The sequence below is a fragment of the Yersinia sp. 22-579 genome (genome assembly GCF_030433455.1).
Lineage (GTDB): Bacteria > Pseudomonadota > Gammaproteobacteria > Enterobacterales > Enterobacteriaceae > Yersinia > Yersinia enterocolitica.
Genome location: NZ_JAUJTZ010000003.1, coordinates 282750 through 297616 on the forward strand (window position 1 = coordinate 282750; position 14867 = coordinate 297616).

Genomic DNA, 14867 nt, shown 5'->3' on the forward strand with positions numbered 1-14867 from the left:
CCTAGGGATGGGTTGACGGCGTCTTTACGATCTGCCTGTTTTCACCGTGACGGGTACTTTGTCATAAACCTGCGGGTCAGTGCCCGTTCAGATAAGCGAAAAAGTGAGTTACCGCCAGGTTCTGACAACATTAATTTGAGAGAAAAAGTAATGAAATTGAATAACAAATTGCGTATCACCACCATTTTGGTGACGGCACTGATGACTCAGCAAGCAACAGCAGCGATTGCACTGGACAGAACCCGGGCCATTCTTAATGGGGGCGATAAGTCGATCAGCTTGAACATCAGCAACCAGAATAAGGAATTACCTTATTTGGCGCAGGGATGGATTGAAGATGAGCAGGGTAACAAAATCAATTCACCGTTGACGGTCGTTCCTCCGGTTCAGCGGGTAGAGCCGGGCGCGATGAGCCAGTTAAAAATACAAAGTTTGCCTGCGGTGAATCAGTTGGCGCAAGACCGGGAAACCTTGTTCTATTTTAACCTGCGCGAAATCCCACCACGGTCGGACAAGCCCAATACTTTGCAGATTGCTTTGCAAACGCGCATCAAACTTTTCTACCGCCCTGCGGGCATCGTGCCACAAAAGGCTGATATGTCGACACCTTGGCAGGAGAAGTTACAGCTGACTCGTCAGGGTGATCGCTATCAGGTTAATAACCCGACGCCGTATTACATCACGCTGGTCGATGCCAGTGAGAGCAAAACCGGCAAAACGGCAGCAGGTTTCAAGCCGCTGATGATTGCACCAAAAGCGCAGGGCATGTTGGATGTGAGTGCGGCGGCATTAGGTAGCAAGCCAGTGCTGACTTATGTCAACGATTTCGGTGGTCGCCCAAAACTGATCTTTGGCTGTACGGGTAGCACGTGTTCTGTGGTGGAAAGTATCAAGTAACAGCGTATTCCGCTACGACGCATAAGAATAAGACTGGGCGGATGTCTGGCTGAATGACGAAAAAGGAAGATGCGATGGCTGTTAATTGTAGGGGAGTAGTGACCCGGCTGGCCATGATTGGGGTGACAGCCATCGTAACATTATTAAGTAGCCCGGCATGGGCATTGAATAAGACTGCGACGGTCAATGTCTCGGTCACTATTTTTGCCGCGCCACCTTGTGTGATTAATAGTAACAACACGATCAATGTTGATTTTGGCGATACTGTTCTGACCTCAAATATTGATGGTGTTCAATATATGAAGCCGGTGAATTATACGTTGAACTGTACTTCGGCTGCCTCTAATGCATTGAAATTAAGCATCATGGGCAATGGAGCCAATTTTGATACCCGTGTTCTGAAAACGAGTAATGCAGCTCTGGGGATCAAGTTGATACGTAATGGGCAGGAATTTCCACTGAATACTGCATCCAATTTTACCTATCCGAATGTTCCTGTCTTGCAGGCGGTACCGGTCAAACAAACCAATGCAACGTTGAGTACGGGCTATTTTTCCGGCACAGCGACTCTGGTTGTGGAGTACCAGTAATGAAAATTAACGCATTGATATCCGGTGGGGTCGTTGCGGTGGTGCTAGCTCTCGGTAGCTCGTTTGCCTATGCTGACAACATGCTGTTCTCCGGCACATTAATTAATCCTCCACCCTGCGTGATTAATGGTGGCAGCACGATAGATGTACCTTTCGGGGAAAATTTGGGTGTGAACAAGATTGATGGCATCAATTATACCCAGACTGTGCCTTATAGCGTGACATGCGAAACAGTCAGTAGCAGCTTGGAATTAGGTATCACGATTGTCAGTGCTTCCGTGACAACATTTGATCCCGCAGCGATACAAACCGATGTTCAGCATCTGGGAATTCGCATATTGAAAAATGGTATTCCTTTTGCGCTTAATACCCGTGTGGCCTATGACAAAAATAACCCACCGGAACTTAAAGCTGTGCCGGTTAAGGCTACTGGATCAACATTAAGCGAAGGAAGCTTTGAGGCTACTGCTACATTATTAGTGGATTATCAATAGGATCAAATGATGACTAATTTAAATCTGCTGATGCGCGCCGTAAAAACTATTTTAAGTATTCTTATTCTGAATGTTTTTGGGGCTGTGCCGGTATTGGCCGCTGATAATATGCGTTTTCATGGCGCATTAGTTGCTGAGCCTTGTACGATTCGTCCGGGTGATGATGCTATTAGTTTAAATTTTGGCACTGTCGTTGATAAATACTTATATTCGAATCAACGAACGTTAGGAAAACAGTTTCAAATACATTTGGTCGATTGTGATGTCAGCTTAGGTACAACTGCCAATATTATTTTTACGGGTAATGATAGTGTTAATTTACCCGGATTGTTGGCAGTTGACAGTAGTGATATGGGAATCGCTATTGGTCTTGAAACATTGGCAGGAAAACCGTTGTATCTAAATCAATCGAGTGACGATATCGCACTTGATACAGGTAATAATATTATTACCTTGAAAGCTTATGTTCGGGGGGAGCCGGATGCGATAACTCAACGTACCATTAAACGCGGTGAGTTCAGTGCAGTCGCAACATTTAACCTGCAATATTATTAATGAGAACATCTTACTAATTTTATTTCAATACAAATATGTTAACGCTGAAACTTATTATCATCCGCTTAAGTGCAGATATGCAGATAGAGACAATGGAACCTAAACGAATGACACAGCCTAATATGCAATTTCGTTATAAATATTGCTGGCTAATCGCTTGCGTGCTGTTCTTATTTCCGCTTTATAGCCAAGCCAGTGCCTGGGTTTCGACCCAAACGCGAATAGGTGGTCAATATACCGGAACATTCTCCTGGCCAAGTGAGGAACTGACCAACGTACTTTGTACCTCCTCATCTTGCTCTGTGGCTATCTGTCACTACTCCAGTCTTGAAGCTGAGCGGTGCCTTAACCCGAGTGCGGCATCAACGCGAGTGGTTGTTTCTCAAGGAGCAACAGCGAAAACCATGCGAGATGCGTTTGTTAGTCGCAATGGTGCTTCTGGAAGTTGGAGCACCACGACCCCGGTCTTGAGTTCGTCAAATACCTGTTTTGGCATTCTATATTGGCAAGGGGCGGGCGATTTAAACTTTAGCGGCAATCTGATACCTGGTTCCTATTGTGGTGCAGTTCCTCCGACCCCGGAAACTTGTGATATTACCGGTGATGTTTATATCAACTACGGTTCGCTTAATCAGCAAAGTGTTGATGGTGCAATAAAAAGTGAACCGCTGACGCTCAATTGTACTGTCAGAACATCTGTGAAATTAACCCTGGTAGGGGCTAAAAGTATTAACCTGGGGCAAAATGGCAATCTGACGTCCACATTAAAAGTATCAGGGCAAGACTTAGCCAATGGCGTCACGGTAACGGCAAACATCGGTAATACTTCTTTCCCGATTGAGTCAACACTTCATGCGCCCGCCTTGCCGGACGCAGGAACATTTAGTGGTAGTGGAGTTATTATTATGTCCTATTTCTAAATGCAGAATTACATGCATTCATTATCTGAGTGCATGATTATTATGAGTATGAAATAGCATTTATAATTCGTTATTTTTATATTCATGAGTGGGTTGTTTTACTGTCATATATATGGCAGTGAGCTCCTATGACATTTATTTCTATATTATTTAAAATAAAATAAATGTTATTTTTTTGGTTGTAATACATTGCACTGATATAGTATAAAGCTATTGCGTTAGATTGATTGGGTATTTGGTTTTCGCCTGAAAGTGAAACGCGCACTTCAATGGTCTATTAAATAAATAGATTATAAATTTTTATTTTAAGGAATTTTCTCATGAAAAAAATGAGCATGGCAGTTGCCAATACAATCGTTGGCGGTACAGGTAAAACGTGTAAAGATACTTTCCAGTGGCAGACTAGCGGTACAACTGCAACTTGCATGGCAGTCACTACTTGTACTGATAAACACGGTAAAGTATTAAGCTCAACTTCTACACCTAGCAATCTTGCTAACTGTCGTTAATTAAATATTCGTTAATTTCTATCGATATTTAATCGTATCCCAGGCAAGTGCGGGAGGGATTTCTATACTTGCCTGATTTATTTTTTAAAAGTGTCACTGATGCTTAAATTCAAGAATTTTCGCATTAATTGAATATTATAAAATTATTTCACGGGCATAAATATCGTTTGATTTTTTATGTCTTACCTTAACTCTGATTGTGAATAAAACTGACGATGTCTACTGAAAAAAATATGTTTAGGAGTAAGGGATTCTTTATAGGCTACACACTGTTGGTTATCCTTATTTCTTCATTGATAACAACGGCCTATTTCCACTATTTCGTCCTCAATCAGGATGCACAAGAAAGTTTATTCTCTGTCAGCAGCAGTGACATTGAAAACAGCCCAATCAAAGACGATAACAGCATTATTGAGATCTTCTCTTATGGCTGCCACTACTGCGCCATCAATGAAGAGAATGTCAGCCAATTAGAAAACCGCATGCCAGCAGGGACTCGTTTTATCCGCTTGCATATCAGCAGTGATAAAACCACTGGCTTGGGGCGTTTTGCGCCTATTTTTGCCTCCTTATCGGTGATGGGTATTGAGCCGCAACATCGTCAAAGTGCTTACAAAGCGGTACTCGACGACAACATCGACTTGAGTGATAACAGCCAACTCGAAACCTGGCTAAAAGCCAATGACATTGATGTGGCTAAATATCAGCAAGTGAGCCAGTCCGCTGAAGTTAAAGCGTTAATTTCCTATATGACGGCAGTGACTGCGCATTACAAGATAGATGCAACTCCAACCTTTATTGTTGGCAAAAAATGGATAGCGTTGCAGGACAGGGAATTCCCAGCGTTCTCGGATCACCTCTTGTCATTACTCGAGCACGATAAGGCGCTGGAGAAATAATGAGACTGCTAGCCGTATGGGGTTATTTTGCCTGGCGAAATCAGCTCGATAAGTTGGCTTTTAGTGGGCGCTTATTTGCTCGCGGGCAGGTCAAGGTAGCTATCTGGCTGTTACGGCACGGTGATTATCGTTTCTTGCTGATGCTCGGTGCTTTGCGCCGGGCTTTCGGTTTGGCTTCGCGGCGTCAGAAGAATCTGGCGCGAGTGGCGGCGGCCAACAGCCACTGTTTGCTCAATGGTCAAACTAGCCCATCAGCACAGGATTTTATGGGTACTGCACAGCGCCGTCAGGTGTTGGAATTGGCGGCAACTTATGGTCAAAACCGGCAAGTTTTAGCCCAGTTAGCCGCCTGTACCCAACAGTTAGATGGTCAGGTTAGTGCGCTGCATGACGCCGGTTCTCCGGTTATTTTGGCACCATTGCATATGGTGTCAGATGTGCTGGCTGGCATGGTGGGTGCGAATGTTTATCCGGGTCAGGCGACCGTAGTCGTTTCTGCCAGCGCTGAGGCTTATGAAGAGCAGGCGCGGCAAATGGGTGGTGTAAATATTTCCTATTGTTCCATTCATGCTGATAGCCGTGCCATTGCCGGTAACCTGATGGATGCCATCATGGAAGCGGCTGATCATAAGCGAAATATTATGATTTTTCCGGATATTACGCCGGACTACACCGTTAATAATCAGCCAGCAGAAACAGCAAAAATGGCCTGCCAACTGTTTAACCGCCCAGCCAATTTACACAGCGGCATCGTTCGCCTTGCCAGAGCATTGTCAGCGCAGGTGGTTTTTTATTATCTGTATTACGACAACGAAATAAAAATACATATCTATCCTGCGCTTAGCGCGCGGGAAGTGAAAAATAAATTGCCTGAATTGATTGAAACATCCTTGACGCAGCATCCACAAGATTGGCTGTTATGGCACTCACATTCGTTATTTTTTATAAACGAATAATGTCACTGACGAAGAATAGTAGAAAATGGAAAAGATAATCCCAACGCTAGTATTTCAAAGCGAAACCAATGAATGTGGTTTGGCCTGTATTGCGATGCTGGCACAGACGCAAGGCATCAATGCGCCGCTGGAAAGCTTGCGTGAGCGTTATCCTGCCTCTGGGCATGGCACATCACTGGCCACGCTTTGTACTATTTTATCTGAGTTGGCAATACCGGCTTATCCGGTGGTGTTTGAGCATCAGGAGCTGTCGGCCTTACCGCTGCCAGCCATCTTGCATTATGGTGCCAGCCATTATGTGCTGCTGGCGTATCGTAAAGGTAACTATGTCTGTGTCATGAACCCGGCTATCGGGCAGCAGTTACTGCCGCTGGATGCACTGAAAGCAGAAATCAGTGGTTATGCGCTGGTACTGGACCCGGAAACGCCCGCTTCACCTGACGCGCTGAAAAATATTGAACACAGCAAGCGACTCAGTGCGCTCGATTGCATGAGTTTGAAAGAAACCGCCAGTGTCCGCGGTATCTATTGGCTGATGACGTTGGCGTTTTTGATCTCGCTGACACTGTTTATTATGCCGACCATGGTCAGCAGCGCCATCAATGATGTGTTCTCTTCTGCGGGCGATAAAGATTTTCCCTATTTCTATTTTCTGCTGGCTTTTGTGGTCTCTACATCACTCGCTTTTTGCGTGCGATATATCACCGAGCGTTATATTAAACACTTTGTGGTGCTTAACAGTGTCGCGGGTTTCTCTCGCTTGCTCAGTCACTCGCTGAACTTCTTTGATAAGCGAGCGCCGGGTGACATCTTTAGCCGGTTCTCTAACTGGCAGATGGCTGCAACGCAAAAAATCGAGCTGGATAACGGTCTGCGTACCGATTGGATAATCGGTGCCATCGCGCTGGCTGTGATGTGCTACATGAGTCCACTACTGGCGATGGTCTCTGCGATTGGTGTCATGTTGATGGGCCTTATCAGTATTTGGGCTATCTACCGTGACCGCTACTACACCCAGCAGTTGCAGGTCAAAAGTGCCGAGCAAAGTGATTTTATTCTGGAAACCATTCAGGGTTTTTCCACGATTAAATCGGCCGGTTTATCCAGCCAGCGCCAGGGGGTATTTGCTGGACTGGCGCTATCGTTATTCACGACGTTGCAGCAGAAGAAAATCTACGATCAGGTTAAAAATAGCCTGTATCAGCTGATTGGCAGCCTGGAAATGGTGTTCTTTATGCTGCTGGCTTTGCCGCTGTTGAAGCAGGGAACACTGAGTCTGGGTGAGTTCTTCGCCTATAGCTTTGTGCGCGAGATTTTCACCTCCTATATCACCAAGATTTTCTATGCGATTTTGCAGAAAAACCAGTTGCACGTTATTGATATCCGCGCGCGCGACCTGTTTCCGGCCGGGCAGTCTACACCTCCGGAAAAGCGTTCATCCATTCCGACCGCACCACCGACATTTACGCAGAAATTGGTCTATCAGAACATTCGCTTCGCCTACGATGCCAGCCAGCCGGTATTGTGTGATTTATCGCTGTCCCTGACGCGCGGGCAAAGTGTGGCAATTATCGGCGAGTCCGGTGCCGGGAAAAGTACTTTGCTAAAAGTGATGGCAGGATTGATGCCACCACAGCAAGGGCAGGTATTGGTCGATGGCGAAACTGTTGATTTCCAACAAGCACATGCTCTGTTCTTTCTGCAAAGTCAGGAAGACATTCTGTTTAATGCGTCGGTATTACAAAACATCACTTTGTTTGATGGGCATTTGGATACTGATAAGCACCAACGTATCGAACGCTCATTGCAAGGGCTGCAATTAACGCAAGTCATCGAAAAATTACCCGGTGGCCTCAACGCGCTGGTGCGCGAAAGTCACGCCGCGCTTTCATTGGGGCAACGTCAGCGGTTATTACTGGCTCGCGCTATGTACAGCGATTGTCCGGTATTGGTCCTGGATGAACCCACGGCCAACCTGGACGAAGAAACCGCTCAGCAGGTGATGCAGACTCTGCTCACTCACTGCCGTGACTATCAGAAAACATTGATAACCGTGACCCACAGCGAAAGTGTGTTACCGATGTTTGACTGTGTTTTCCGCTTAAACGACGGCCAATTGGTGCGCCATGCTCAACCGGTGTCCTCAAGTCGCCTGACGCCAGTGGCGGTTAGCTGATGCGTATCAACCTGAAAAATAAGAAACATCAGCTCATGCTGGTGCTGTTTATTGTTTCGTTGCTGATTATCAGCAGCGTCACTGCGTTGTCGATCTCGGATAGTCAGCAGGATGTGCCGCAGTTAACTGAAACCATTGGGCGCGGTGATATCGAACGGAATGTCATGGCAACCGGCAGTTTAAAACCTTCATTGCAGGTCAATGTGGGCGCGCAGGTGAACGGGCAGCTAACCAAACTGTATGTCAAACAGGGAGATCGCGTGACCCGTGGTCAATTGTTGGCTGAGATAGATCCGACTTTGCAGCAAAACGAATTACGTAAATCGGAAGCTGAATTACAGAGCGCGCAGGCGCAGAAGCAGGCCAGTCAGGCCTTGTTACGCCAGTATCTGCTCGAGTTCCGCCGCCAACAGACCTTGGCAAAAGAAGGTTCTGGCGTGAAAAGTGCGCTGGAAAAAGCACAAGCGCAATATGACAGCCAGCTAGCGCAATTACATGTAAATGAAGCGCAAATTGTGCAAAGCCAAATGGCGATGGAAACAGCAAAAGCCAATCTGGGCTTTACCCGCATCATGGCGCCGATTGACGGTGAAGTGCTGGGCATTGTTACTAAAGAGGGGCAAACCATTGTTTCCTCTCAAACTGCACCGACCATTTTGGTGCTGGCGAATGTCGATACCATGACGGTACACACCCGTATTTCAGAAACCGACATTCTCAAAGTCAGTGTAGGACAACCCTTGTGGTTCTATGTGGTCGCTGACCCCGAGCGTCGCTATGACAGCCGGATGGATGCTATTCAGGAAGCGTCGGCTGAAAGTTTGCGCGAAGACAGTTCTGGCTCAGCGAACAGCCAGCAACCTTCTGCGGTTTATTACAACGGCATATTCAACATTGCCAACCAAGAGCGGCTATTACGCACATCAATGACTGCGCAGGTATTCATTATCACCGCGCAGGCAAAAAATGTGTTGCGAGTGCCACTGTCTGCGTTGGGTGAGCAACAACCCGATAAGCGCTATCGGGTGCAGATTATCAATGGCAAACAGACGTCAGTGCGCTGGGTTTCTGTTGGCCTGCGTAATGCGCAGTATGCCGAGGTGAAAGCAGGGCTGGCGCAGGGCGACCAAGTGCTGTTGCTGGGAACGCCAGCGGGAGCCAGCAATGAACATTAATGCCGTTCACCCCACTGGCGCACACGATAATCCATTGATTCAACTCAAGGGGATCTATCGCCATTTTGCTTCTGGCGCAGAATCCGTAGCGGTGCTCAAGAATATTTCATTGTCGATTCACAGCGGTGAAATGGTGGCAATTATTGGTGCTTCTGGCTCCGGTAAATCGACACTAATGAATATCATCGGCTGTTTGGATAAGCCCACACAGGGCGAGATGTCGATTCATCATATCCCGACACGGCAGGCCAGCAGTGAACAATTGGCGCAATTACGCAGCCAGTACATCGGTTTTATTTTTCAGCGCTATCACCTGATGACGTATTTAACTGCGACTGAGAATGTAGTTATCCCGGCGCTTTATACCGCAATGACCGCCACTGAACGCCATGAGCGTGCGGTGTATCTGTTGCGTCGTCTGGGTCTGGGGCAGCATTTGTTGCACAAACCGGCACAATTGTCAGGTGGGCAGCAGCAGCGAGTGAGCATTGCCCGGGCCTTGATGAATGGTGCCGGTATTATTTTGGCCGATGAACCTACTGGTGCGCTCGACCGCAGCAGTGGTCAGGAACTGATGGGCATTTTGCATGGTCTGCATCAGTCCGGCCACACCATTATTATCGTGACCCACGACCGCAATATTGCCAATCAGGCGCAGCGCATTATCGAAATTAGCGACGGAGAAATTATTGCCGATCGAACTAATGAGGCAATAGAGAGCAGCGCGATTCAGGCTGCATTACCTGCTCCGGTTGCCACCGGCCGGCCGCACTGGTGGTTGAGTGTTAGAGAAGCGATAAAAATGGCCTGGCGCGCCCTGTTAGGGCATCGAATTCGCGCCTTTTTATCAATGCTTGGCATCATTATCGGCATTTCCTCGGTGGTGTCCTCTATGGCGGTGGGCGAAGGTGCTCGTCAGGAAATTCTCAATGAAATTAGCCAATTGGGAACCAGCAATCTGGACATTCGCCCAGGGCTTGGTTGGGATAAACCGCGCCCGGATTTTGAGCGCGCGCTCTCGCAGGCCGATATTGAGCTACTGAGCCAGCAACCTTATGTCGATAGCCTGTCCCCAGTGGTGAGCAAAATGGTCGCCGCGGTGCGGGGCGACAAACAAGTGATGGTGTCGCTTTCTGGCGTTAGCAACGGATTCTTTCAGGTGAAAGGGCTGAATTTTTCTGTGGGTGATAGTTTTACCCATAGCCACGTCAATGCGCGTGAGCCGGTCGTCATCCTGCAACCCGAACTTAGCGATACGCTGTTTGCTGCCGGGCAAAATCCACTAGGCGAGATTGTTCAGCTCGATGGTATTCCCTTGCGCGTGATCGGTGTCGCCAAGCGCGGTGGCTCATCTTTTGGCGGGTTACTGGCCGCGTGGATGCCTTATACCTCACTCACCGAGCGTATTTCAGGTGACATTCCGCTGGAGTCAATAGCTGTGCGGGTGCGCGAAGGTTACAACCTGAATAATGTGCAGCGCGATGTTGAGAAGTTACTGGAAAGTGCCCACGGTCAGCGCGATTTTTTCATTCTGAGCAATGACCAGATGAGTAAGGCCATTCAAAAAACCTCTGACTCGATGACACTACTGATCACCTCGATTGCCGCTATTTCGCTGCTGGTGGGCGGAGTTGGTGTGATGAATATCATGTTGGTGTCGGTGACTGAACGCACCCATGAGATCGGTATTCGTCTGTCGGTCGGTGCTCGTCCAAGTGACATCATGACCCAGTTCCTGATTGAAGCTGTGGTGATTTGTACCCTCGGCGGCCTGATTGGGATCGTCGGTTCGGCGCTGGCCGGGGTGGTCTTCTCGTGGGTTACCCAAGAGTTCACTATGATTTTCACCTGGCCGCCGTTGGTGTTGGCTTGCAGTTTCTCCGCGCTTATCGGGTTGGGATTTGGCTTTTTCCCGGCGCGCAATGCCGCTCGTTTGCATCCGACTGAGGCATTGGCACGAGAATGACCAGATTGATGATTAAACTTTCAATATTACTGATAAGCCTACTGCTTATGGGCTGTGGCGCATTACTGAAAAGCGAATATCAGCGACCGATGTTGTCAGTTCCCGCTGAGTGGCGAGTGAAAGATTCCGGGGGCGGTTACCTACATCATAGTGTGCATTGGTGGGAGAATTTTGACGATCCTCAACTGTCGGACAGCATCAGTCGCATGTTGGTCAGTAATAATGATTTGGCCGCCGCAGGTCTTAAGTTGCAACAGGCACGCCTGACGGCAGGGCTGACCAATACCAACATGACACCGAACGTCACCTTGACCGGCGCGGGCAGCAACACTCGATCGCTTAATGAAAATACTCAGCCGCGCGAGAGCTACAGCACCTCGCTTGGGCTGAGTTACGAGCTGGACTTGTGGGGAAAACTGGCCCGCGCCCGTGAACAATCTGCGTGGCTGGCGAATGCCACCGAGCAGGACCGACAGGAAACGGCGCTGTCACTGATTGGCACCACCGCGGATCTCTATTGGCAGATTGCTAAGTTCAATCAGCAGTTGGGCTACCAACAGGCGGCGTTAGCTATTTCGCAAGATACGCTCAACATTGTGCGTTCACGGCTGGCGGCGGGTGATGCCAGTGAAATTGAGTTATTGCAGGCGCAACAAACTCTGCTGGATAGGCAAAATCAATATCAAAGCCTTGAGCAACAACGGGAAGCTGCGCGTAATGCCATGGCACTACTGTTTAACCGCGCCCCGGATTATCGCCAGGCCGAACGCCAATCATTGGATTTAAAACAACAAGTCGCGATAGCAAACAGTGTGCCACTACAGGTTATTGCTCAGCGGCCAGATGTGCAGGCGGCCGAGTGGCGCTTGCGTGCGGCATTGGCTGGCTCCGATGTAGCGCAACTGAATTTCTACCCGACACTTTCACTGGGAGCGACATTGGATGCCGGTAGTGCGGTGTTTTCACAATGGTTTAGCAACCCGAGCCGGACACTCAGTGCCAACAGTGCGTTGCCTTTCTTACAGTGGAACACCGTGCAACTCACCATTGACCAGTCAAAATTAGATGTGAAATTGGCCGCTGTGGATTTTCGCAGCAAGGTTTATAGCGCTCTTAAAGATGTCGATGACGCCATGACGGCACGGCTGAGCTATCAGCAGCAAAAACAGAATCAGTGGCAGAACCTACAACTGAGTCAGCGGCGGTTAACGCTGACTAATAGCCAATACCAGGCAGGTGCCGTTTCATTTCAGACCTTACTGGATGCGCAGGATGCCCTGCTAACCAGTGAAACCAGTTTGCTCGAACTTCAATATAACTATCTGAATGCCACCATGAAATTGTGGTTGGCGTTAGGTGGTGGTGTTGATAACAGCAGGGACAGTAAAGGAATTAAATCATGACAAATACAGTTAAACAGCGCCGGGTGGTTGTCACTGGGTACGGTAGTGTGACCCCGATGGGCATGACTGCGCAGCAAAGCTGGGAAGCTATTATGGATTATAAATTGGGCTATCGTTATTACGATAAATCCGCGCAGGGGATCAAGTCGCGCTTTTTTGGTCTGCTGGAGGCCGAACCTAATATGAAATCAGTCCCTGCCGCAATACGTCGTCGCCTGCCGCGTTATGCCCGACTGGCATTGGCCGCCGCACGAGAGGCCATGACGATGGCATTCGCTGAGAAATCTGTCGCGGATTATTACGATTTACTCGATTGCGGCACTATCATCGGTAGCGGCTGGGCAGGGCAGGATGAAACCCATGATAACTATGAAGGTTATCTGGAAACCGGGTTGGGTACCCCGTTTGGCTGTTTCTTATCGATGCCGAATGCGGGTACCGCAGCATGTAGCTTGTATTGGGGATTGCGCGGTTATCAGAACTCTCCGATTGCCGCCTGCGCCACCGGCACCATAGCCATTGGTGATGCATTTGAGATTATCCGCAGCGGGCGAGCCGTCATGATGCTGGCAGGGGCGGGTGAGTCTCTGCGCAGTAATGCGGCAGTATGGAATATCGATATTTTGGGTGCTTTGGCGCGCGAACAGGAAGATGCCAGCAAAGCCAGTTGCCCATTCAGTTTGGACCGAAACGGTTTTGTGTTATCCGAAGGCGCGGCGGTGCTGTGTCTGGAAGAGCGTGACGGCGCGATTGCCCGTGGTGCTAACATTCTCGGCGAAATTAAAGGCTACGGTAACTATTCTGATGCGTTTGATTTCACTGCCCCGGCAGAAGACAAAGTGGCGCGGGTGAAAACCATTAAGCACGCCTTGCAACAAGCGGGTTTGAGCGCCGATGAGATTGATTATGTCAACTTACACGGCACCTCGACTCAGCTTAACGATCTGAATGAAACCCAAGCTATTAAGCAAGCCTTTGGTGCAGCGGCCTATACCACACCACTGTCGAGTACCAAATCCTATTCTGGGCATTTGATTGCCGCGGCGGGTAGCTTTGAATCCATTATCTGCCTGCAAGCGCTGGAACATCAGATGATGCCCGCGACCTGTAATCTGAAAAATGCTGACCCGCAATGTGACCTTGATTACATCAGTGAAGGGCATCGGCCAAAAACCTTGCGCAATACGCTGAACCTGAGCTTCGGTTTTGGTGGTGCGAATGCCGCATTGGTTATCGGGTTGGATTAAGTATGAACTCGACATTTAACTACCACTACAGCCTCAACGACGCCGAGCGTTGGGCTGAATTTTCCGGTGATTACAACCCCATCCATTTTGACCTGCAACACGCACGTCATCTTGGTCAGGAGCAACTGACTGTTCACGGTATGCGCGCCATGCTGGATATCAAATATCAACTCAGTACGGCGTTATTACCGCTTTTGCCGGAGGTTGAATTCCTGCGTTTTAACGCCCGCTTACGTCAGCCGGTACAGTGTCATACCTCGTATCAACTGCAACTCAGCGAAGTGGCAGGGCAGGTGAGCGGTAATCTGATGGATATTGGCAGCGGTGAAAGTTGTTTTACCGGCAAACTGCGCAGTGCGCCGGCACTGGTGCAAACGGGCACTGAATGGGTTTCTTTATCTGCGGATGACGTTTTCCAGTTCAGCCAGCAATTCCTGGGTGATGCATCACAACCGGCTGAATGTTGGAGTTTTTTCGATGCCTTATTGTTCAAGCTATTGGTCGTTGCGCCGCAAACACTGGCTACGGCTAAACAAGTGTTACCGGGGATTGAAGCTGAAACTTTGATTGATATTTTTAAGTCGGTGCCGGTTATCCAGACTCACCACGATGTGCATTTCAGTACAGATTTGCTGCGCATCAATCATCCAAATGTATTTGTCCGCAGTGCACTGCACTACGCCATCGAACCGACACTGATTGTCGGAAACCCTACCGATGGCTGGGTATTGCGCGCGTCTATTGCGGCCCGTTCCGACTTAGGGCCATTAATTACCACAGCAGTAACATTGAAAACGTGGCCGTTAGCCGCGCATTAAAAAGGATAAGACCATGGAAAAGTATCAACAAGTTTATGACACCGTATGTGAAATGTTGTGTGACGCCAAAGACCTGGAAATGTCAGCACTGTCACCAGAGATGCCACTGTACCAGTTAAAACTCGACAGTCTGGATTATGTCGAACTGATGGTGCTGGCAAAGCGCGAATTCAGTGCCACGCTGAACGCAGAGATGTTTATGGAAAATCCGGACATGACGTTAGGAGAGCTTTGCCAGAAGTTGGCCGAGCAGAAGAAATAA

At 48.5% G+C, this 14867-nt stretch carries 15 protein-coding genes; all 15 read left to right on the plus strand.

Annotated elements, in window-relative coordinates:
* Nucleotides 1-150: 150 nt before the first annotated feature.
* The 15 genes from QSV56_RS05330 (at nt 151) to QSV56_RS05400 (ending at nt 14867) form a co-directional block, all read left to right on the plus strand.
* Nucleotides 151-897 (plus strand): fimbria/pilus periplasmic chaperone, encoded by a 747-nt coding sequence (locus QSV56_RS05330; protein WP_026018304.1) that lies wholly within the window; start codon nt 151-153, stop codon nt 895-897.
* A 74-nt stretch (nt 898-971) separates the two neighbouring features.
* Nucleotides 972-1487 (plus strand): fimbrial protein, encoded by a 516-nt coding sequence (locus tag QSV56_RS05335; protein WP_046051551.1) that lies wholly within the window; start codon nt 972-974, stop codon nt 1485-1487.
* The gene (locus QSV56_RS05340) at nt 1487-1981 is read left to right on the plus strand and encodes a fimbrial protein (protein ID WP_046051550.1); all 495 of its coding nucleotides are present in this window, start codon (nt 1487-1489) and stop codon (nt 1979-1981) included. Before QSV56_RS05335 ends, QSV56_RS05340 begins: the two co-directional genes overlap by 1 nt.
* A 9-nt stretch (nt 1982-1990) precedes the next feature.
* On the plus strand, nt 1991-2536 hold the full coding sequence (locus QSV56_RS05345) for a fimbrial protein (protein WP_050157228.1): 546 nt from the start codon (nt 1991-1993) through the stop codon (nt 2534-2536).
* A 92-nt stretch (nt 2537-2628) separates the two neighbouring features.
* The gene (locus QSV56_RS05350; protein ID WP_046695721.1) at nt 2629-3456 is read left to right on the plus strand and encodes a hypothetical protein; all 828 of its coding nucleotides are present in this window, start codon (nt 2629-2631) and stop codon (nt 3454-3456) included.
* Between the two features lie 320 nt (nt 3457-3776).
* Nucleotides 3777-3965: a DUF4762 family protein gene (locus tag QSV56_RS05355; protein WP_032901952.1), complete on the plus strand. Its 189-nt coding sequence runs from the start codon at nt 3777-3779 to the stop codon at nt 3963-3965.
* Between the two features lie 272 nt (nt 3966-4237).
* Nucleotides 4238-4864 (plus strand): DsbA family protein, encoded by a 627-nt coding sequence (locus QSV56_RS05360; RefSeq protein ID WP_219643760.1) that lies wholly within the window; start codon nt 4238-4240, stop codon nt 4862-4864.
* Nucleotides 4864-5820 (plus strand): ABC transporter, encoded by a 957-nt coding sequence (locus tag QSV56_RS05365; RefSeq protein WP_046051548.1) that lies wholly within the window; start codon nt 4864-4866, stop codon nt 5818-5820. The genes QSV56_RS05360 and QSV56_RS05365 overlap by 1 nt, the downstream gene beginning before the upstream one ends.
* 25 nt (nt 5821-5845) lie before the next feature.
* Nucleotides 5846-7996, plus strand: a complete 2151-nt coding sequence (locus tag QSV56_RS05370; protein ID WP_050131938.1) for a peptidase domain-containing ABC transporter — start codon at nt 5846-5848, stop codon at nt 7994-7996.
* The gene (locus tag QSV56_RS05375) at nt 7996-9171 is read left to right on the plus strand and encodes an efflux RND transporter periplasmic adaptor subunit (protein WP_050131939.1); all 1176 of its coding nucleotides are present in this window, start codon (nt 7996-7998) and stop codon (nt 9169-9171) included. The genes QSV56_RS05370 and QSV56_RS05375 overlap by 1 nt, the downstream gene beginning before the upstream one ends.
* Nucleotides 9161-11137, plus strand: coding sequence for an ABC transporter permease (locus tag QSV56_RS05380; protein WP_301211201.1), 1977 nt, complete (start codon nt 9161-9163; stop codon nt 11135-11137). Before QSV56_RS05375 ends, QSV56_RS05380 begins: the two co-directional genes overlap by 11 nt.
* Nucleotides 11134-12540: an efflux transporter outer membrane subunit gene (locus tag QSV56_RS05385; protein WP_050158646.1), complete on the plus strand. Its 1407-nt coding sequence runs from the start codon at nt 11134-11136 to the stop codon at nt 12538-12540. Before QSV56_RS05380 ends, QSV56_RS05385 begins: the two co-directional genes overlap by 4 nt.
* The gene (locus tag QSV56_RS05390; RefSeq protein ID WP_046051543.1) at nt 12537-13787 is read left to right on the plus strand and encodes a beta-ketoacyl-[acyl-carrier-protein] synthase family protein; all 1251 of its coding nucleotides are present in this window, start codon (nt 12537-12539) and stop codon (nt 13785-13787) included. Before QSV56_RS05385 ends, QSV56_RS05390 begins: the two co-directional genes overlap by 4 nt.
* 2 nt (nt 13788-13789) lie before the next feature.
* A complete protein-coding gene (locus QSV56_RS05395) occupies nt 13790-14605 on the plus strand; it encodes a MaoC/PaaZ C-terminal domain-containing protein (protein ID WP_019083912.1) in 816 nt (271 codons plus the stop codon).
* Between the two features lie 13 nt (nt 14606-14618).
* Nucleotides 14619-14867: an acyl carrier protein gene (locus QSV56_RS05400; protein WP_019080420.1), complete on the plus strand. Its 249-nt coding sequence runs from the start codon at nt 14619-14621 to the stop codon at nt 14865-14867.

Excerpts from the sequence above, each read along its gene's own strand:
- QSV56_RS05330 (WP_026018304.1), top strand. The coding sequence starts at position 151 with ATGAAATTGAATAACAAATTGCGTATCACCACCATTTTGGTGACGGCA.
- QSV56_RS05335 (WP_046051551.1), top strand. The coding sequence starts at position 972 with ATGGCTGTTAATTGTAGGGGAGTAGTGACCCGGCTGGCCATGATTGGG.
- QSV56_RS05340 (WP_046051550.1), top strand. The coding sequence starts at position 1,487 with ATGAAAATTAACGCATTGATATCCGGTGGGGTCGTTGCGGTGGTGCTA.
- QSV56_RS05345 (WP_050157228.1), top strand. The coding sequence starts at position 1,991 with ATGACTAATTTAAATCTGCTGATGCGCGCCGTAAAAACTATTTTAAGT.
- QSV56_RS05350 (WP_046695721.1), top strand. The coding sequence starts at position 2,629 with ATGGAACCTAAACGAATGACACAGCCTAATATGCAATTTCGTTATAAA.
- QSV56_RS05355 (WP_032901952.1), top strand. The coding sequence starts at position 3,777 with ATGAAAAAAATGAGCATGGCAGTTGCCAATACAATCGTTGGCGGTACA.
- QSV56_RS05365 (WP_046051548.1), top strand. The coding sequence starts at position 4,864 with ATGAGACTGCTAGCCGTATGGGGTTATTTTGCCTGGCGAAATCAGCTC.
- QSV56_RS05370 (WP_050131938.1), top strand. The coding sequence starts at position 5,846 with ATGGAAAAGATAATCCCAACGCTAGTATTTCAAAGCGAAACCAATGAA.
- QSV56_RS05375 (WP_050131939.1), top strand. The coding sequence starts at position 7,996 with ATGCGTATCAACCTGAAAAATAAGAAACATCAGCTCATGCTGGTGCTG.
- QSV56_RS05380 (WP_301211201.1), top strand. The coding sequence starts at position 9,161 with ATGAACATTAATGCCGTTCACCCCACTGGCGCACACGATAATCCATTG.
- QSV56_RS05385 (WP_050158646.1), top strand. The coding sequence starts at position 11,134 with ATGACCAGATTGATGATTAAACTTTCAATATTACTGATAAGCCTACTG.
- QSV56_RS05390 (WP_046051543.1), top strand. The coding sequence starts at position 12,537 with ATGACAAATACAGTTAAACAGCGCCGGGTGGTTGTCACTGGGTACGGT.
- QSV56_RS05395 (WP_019083912.1), top strand. The coding sequence starts at position 13,790 with ATGAACTCGACATTTAACTACCACTACAGCCTCAACGACGCCGAGCGT.
- QSV56_RS05400 (WP_019080420.1), top strand. The coding sequence starts at position 14,619 with ATGGAAAAGTATCAACAAGTTTATGACACCGTATGTGAAATGTTGTGT.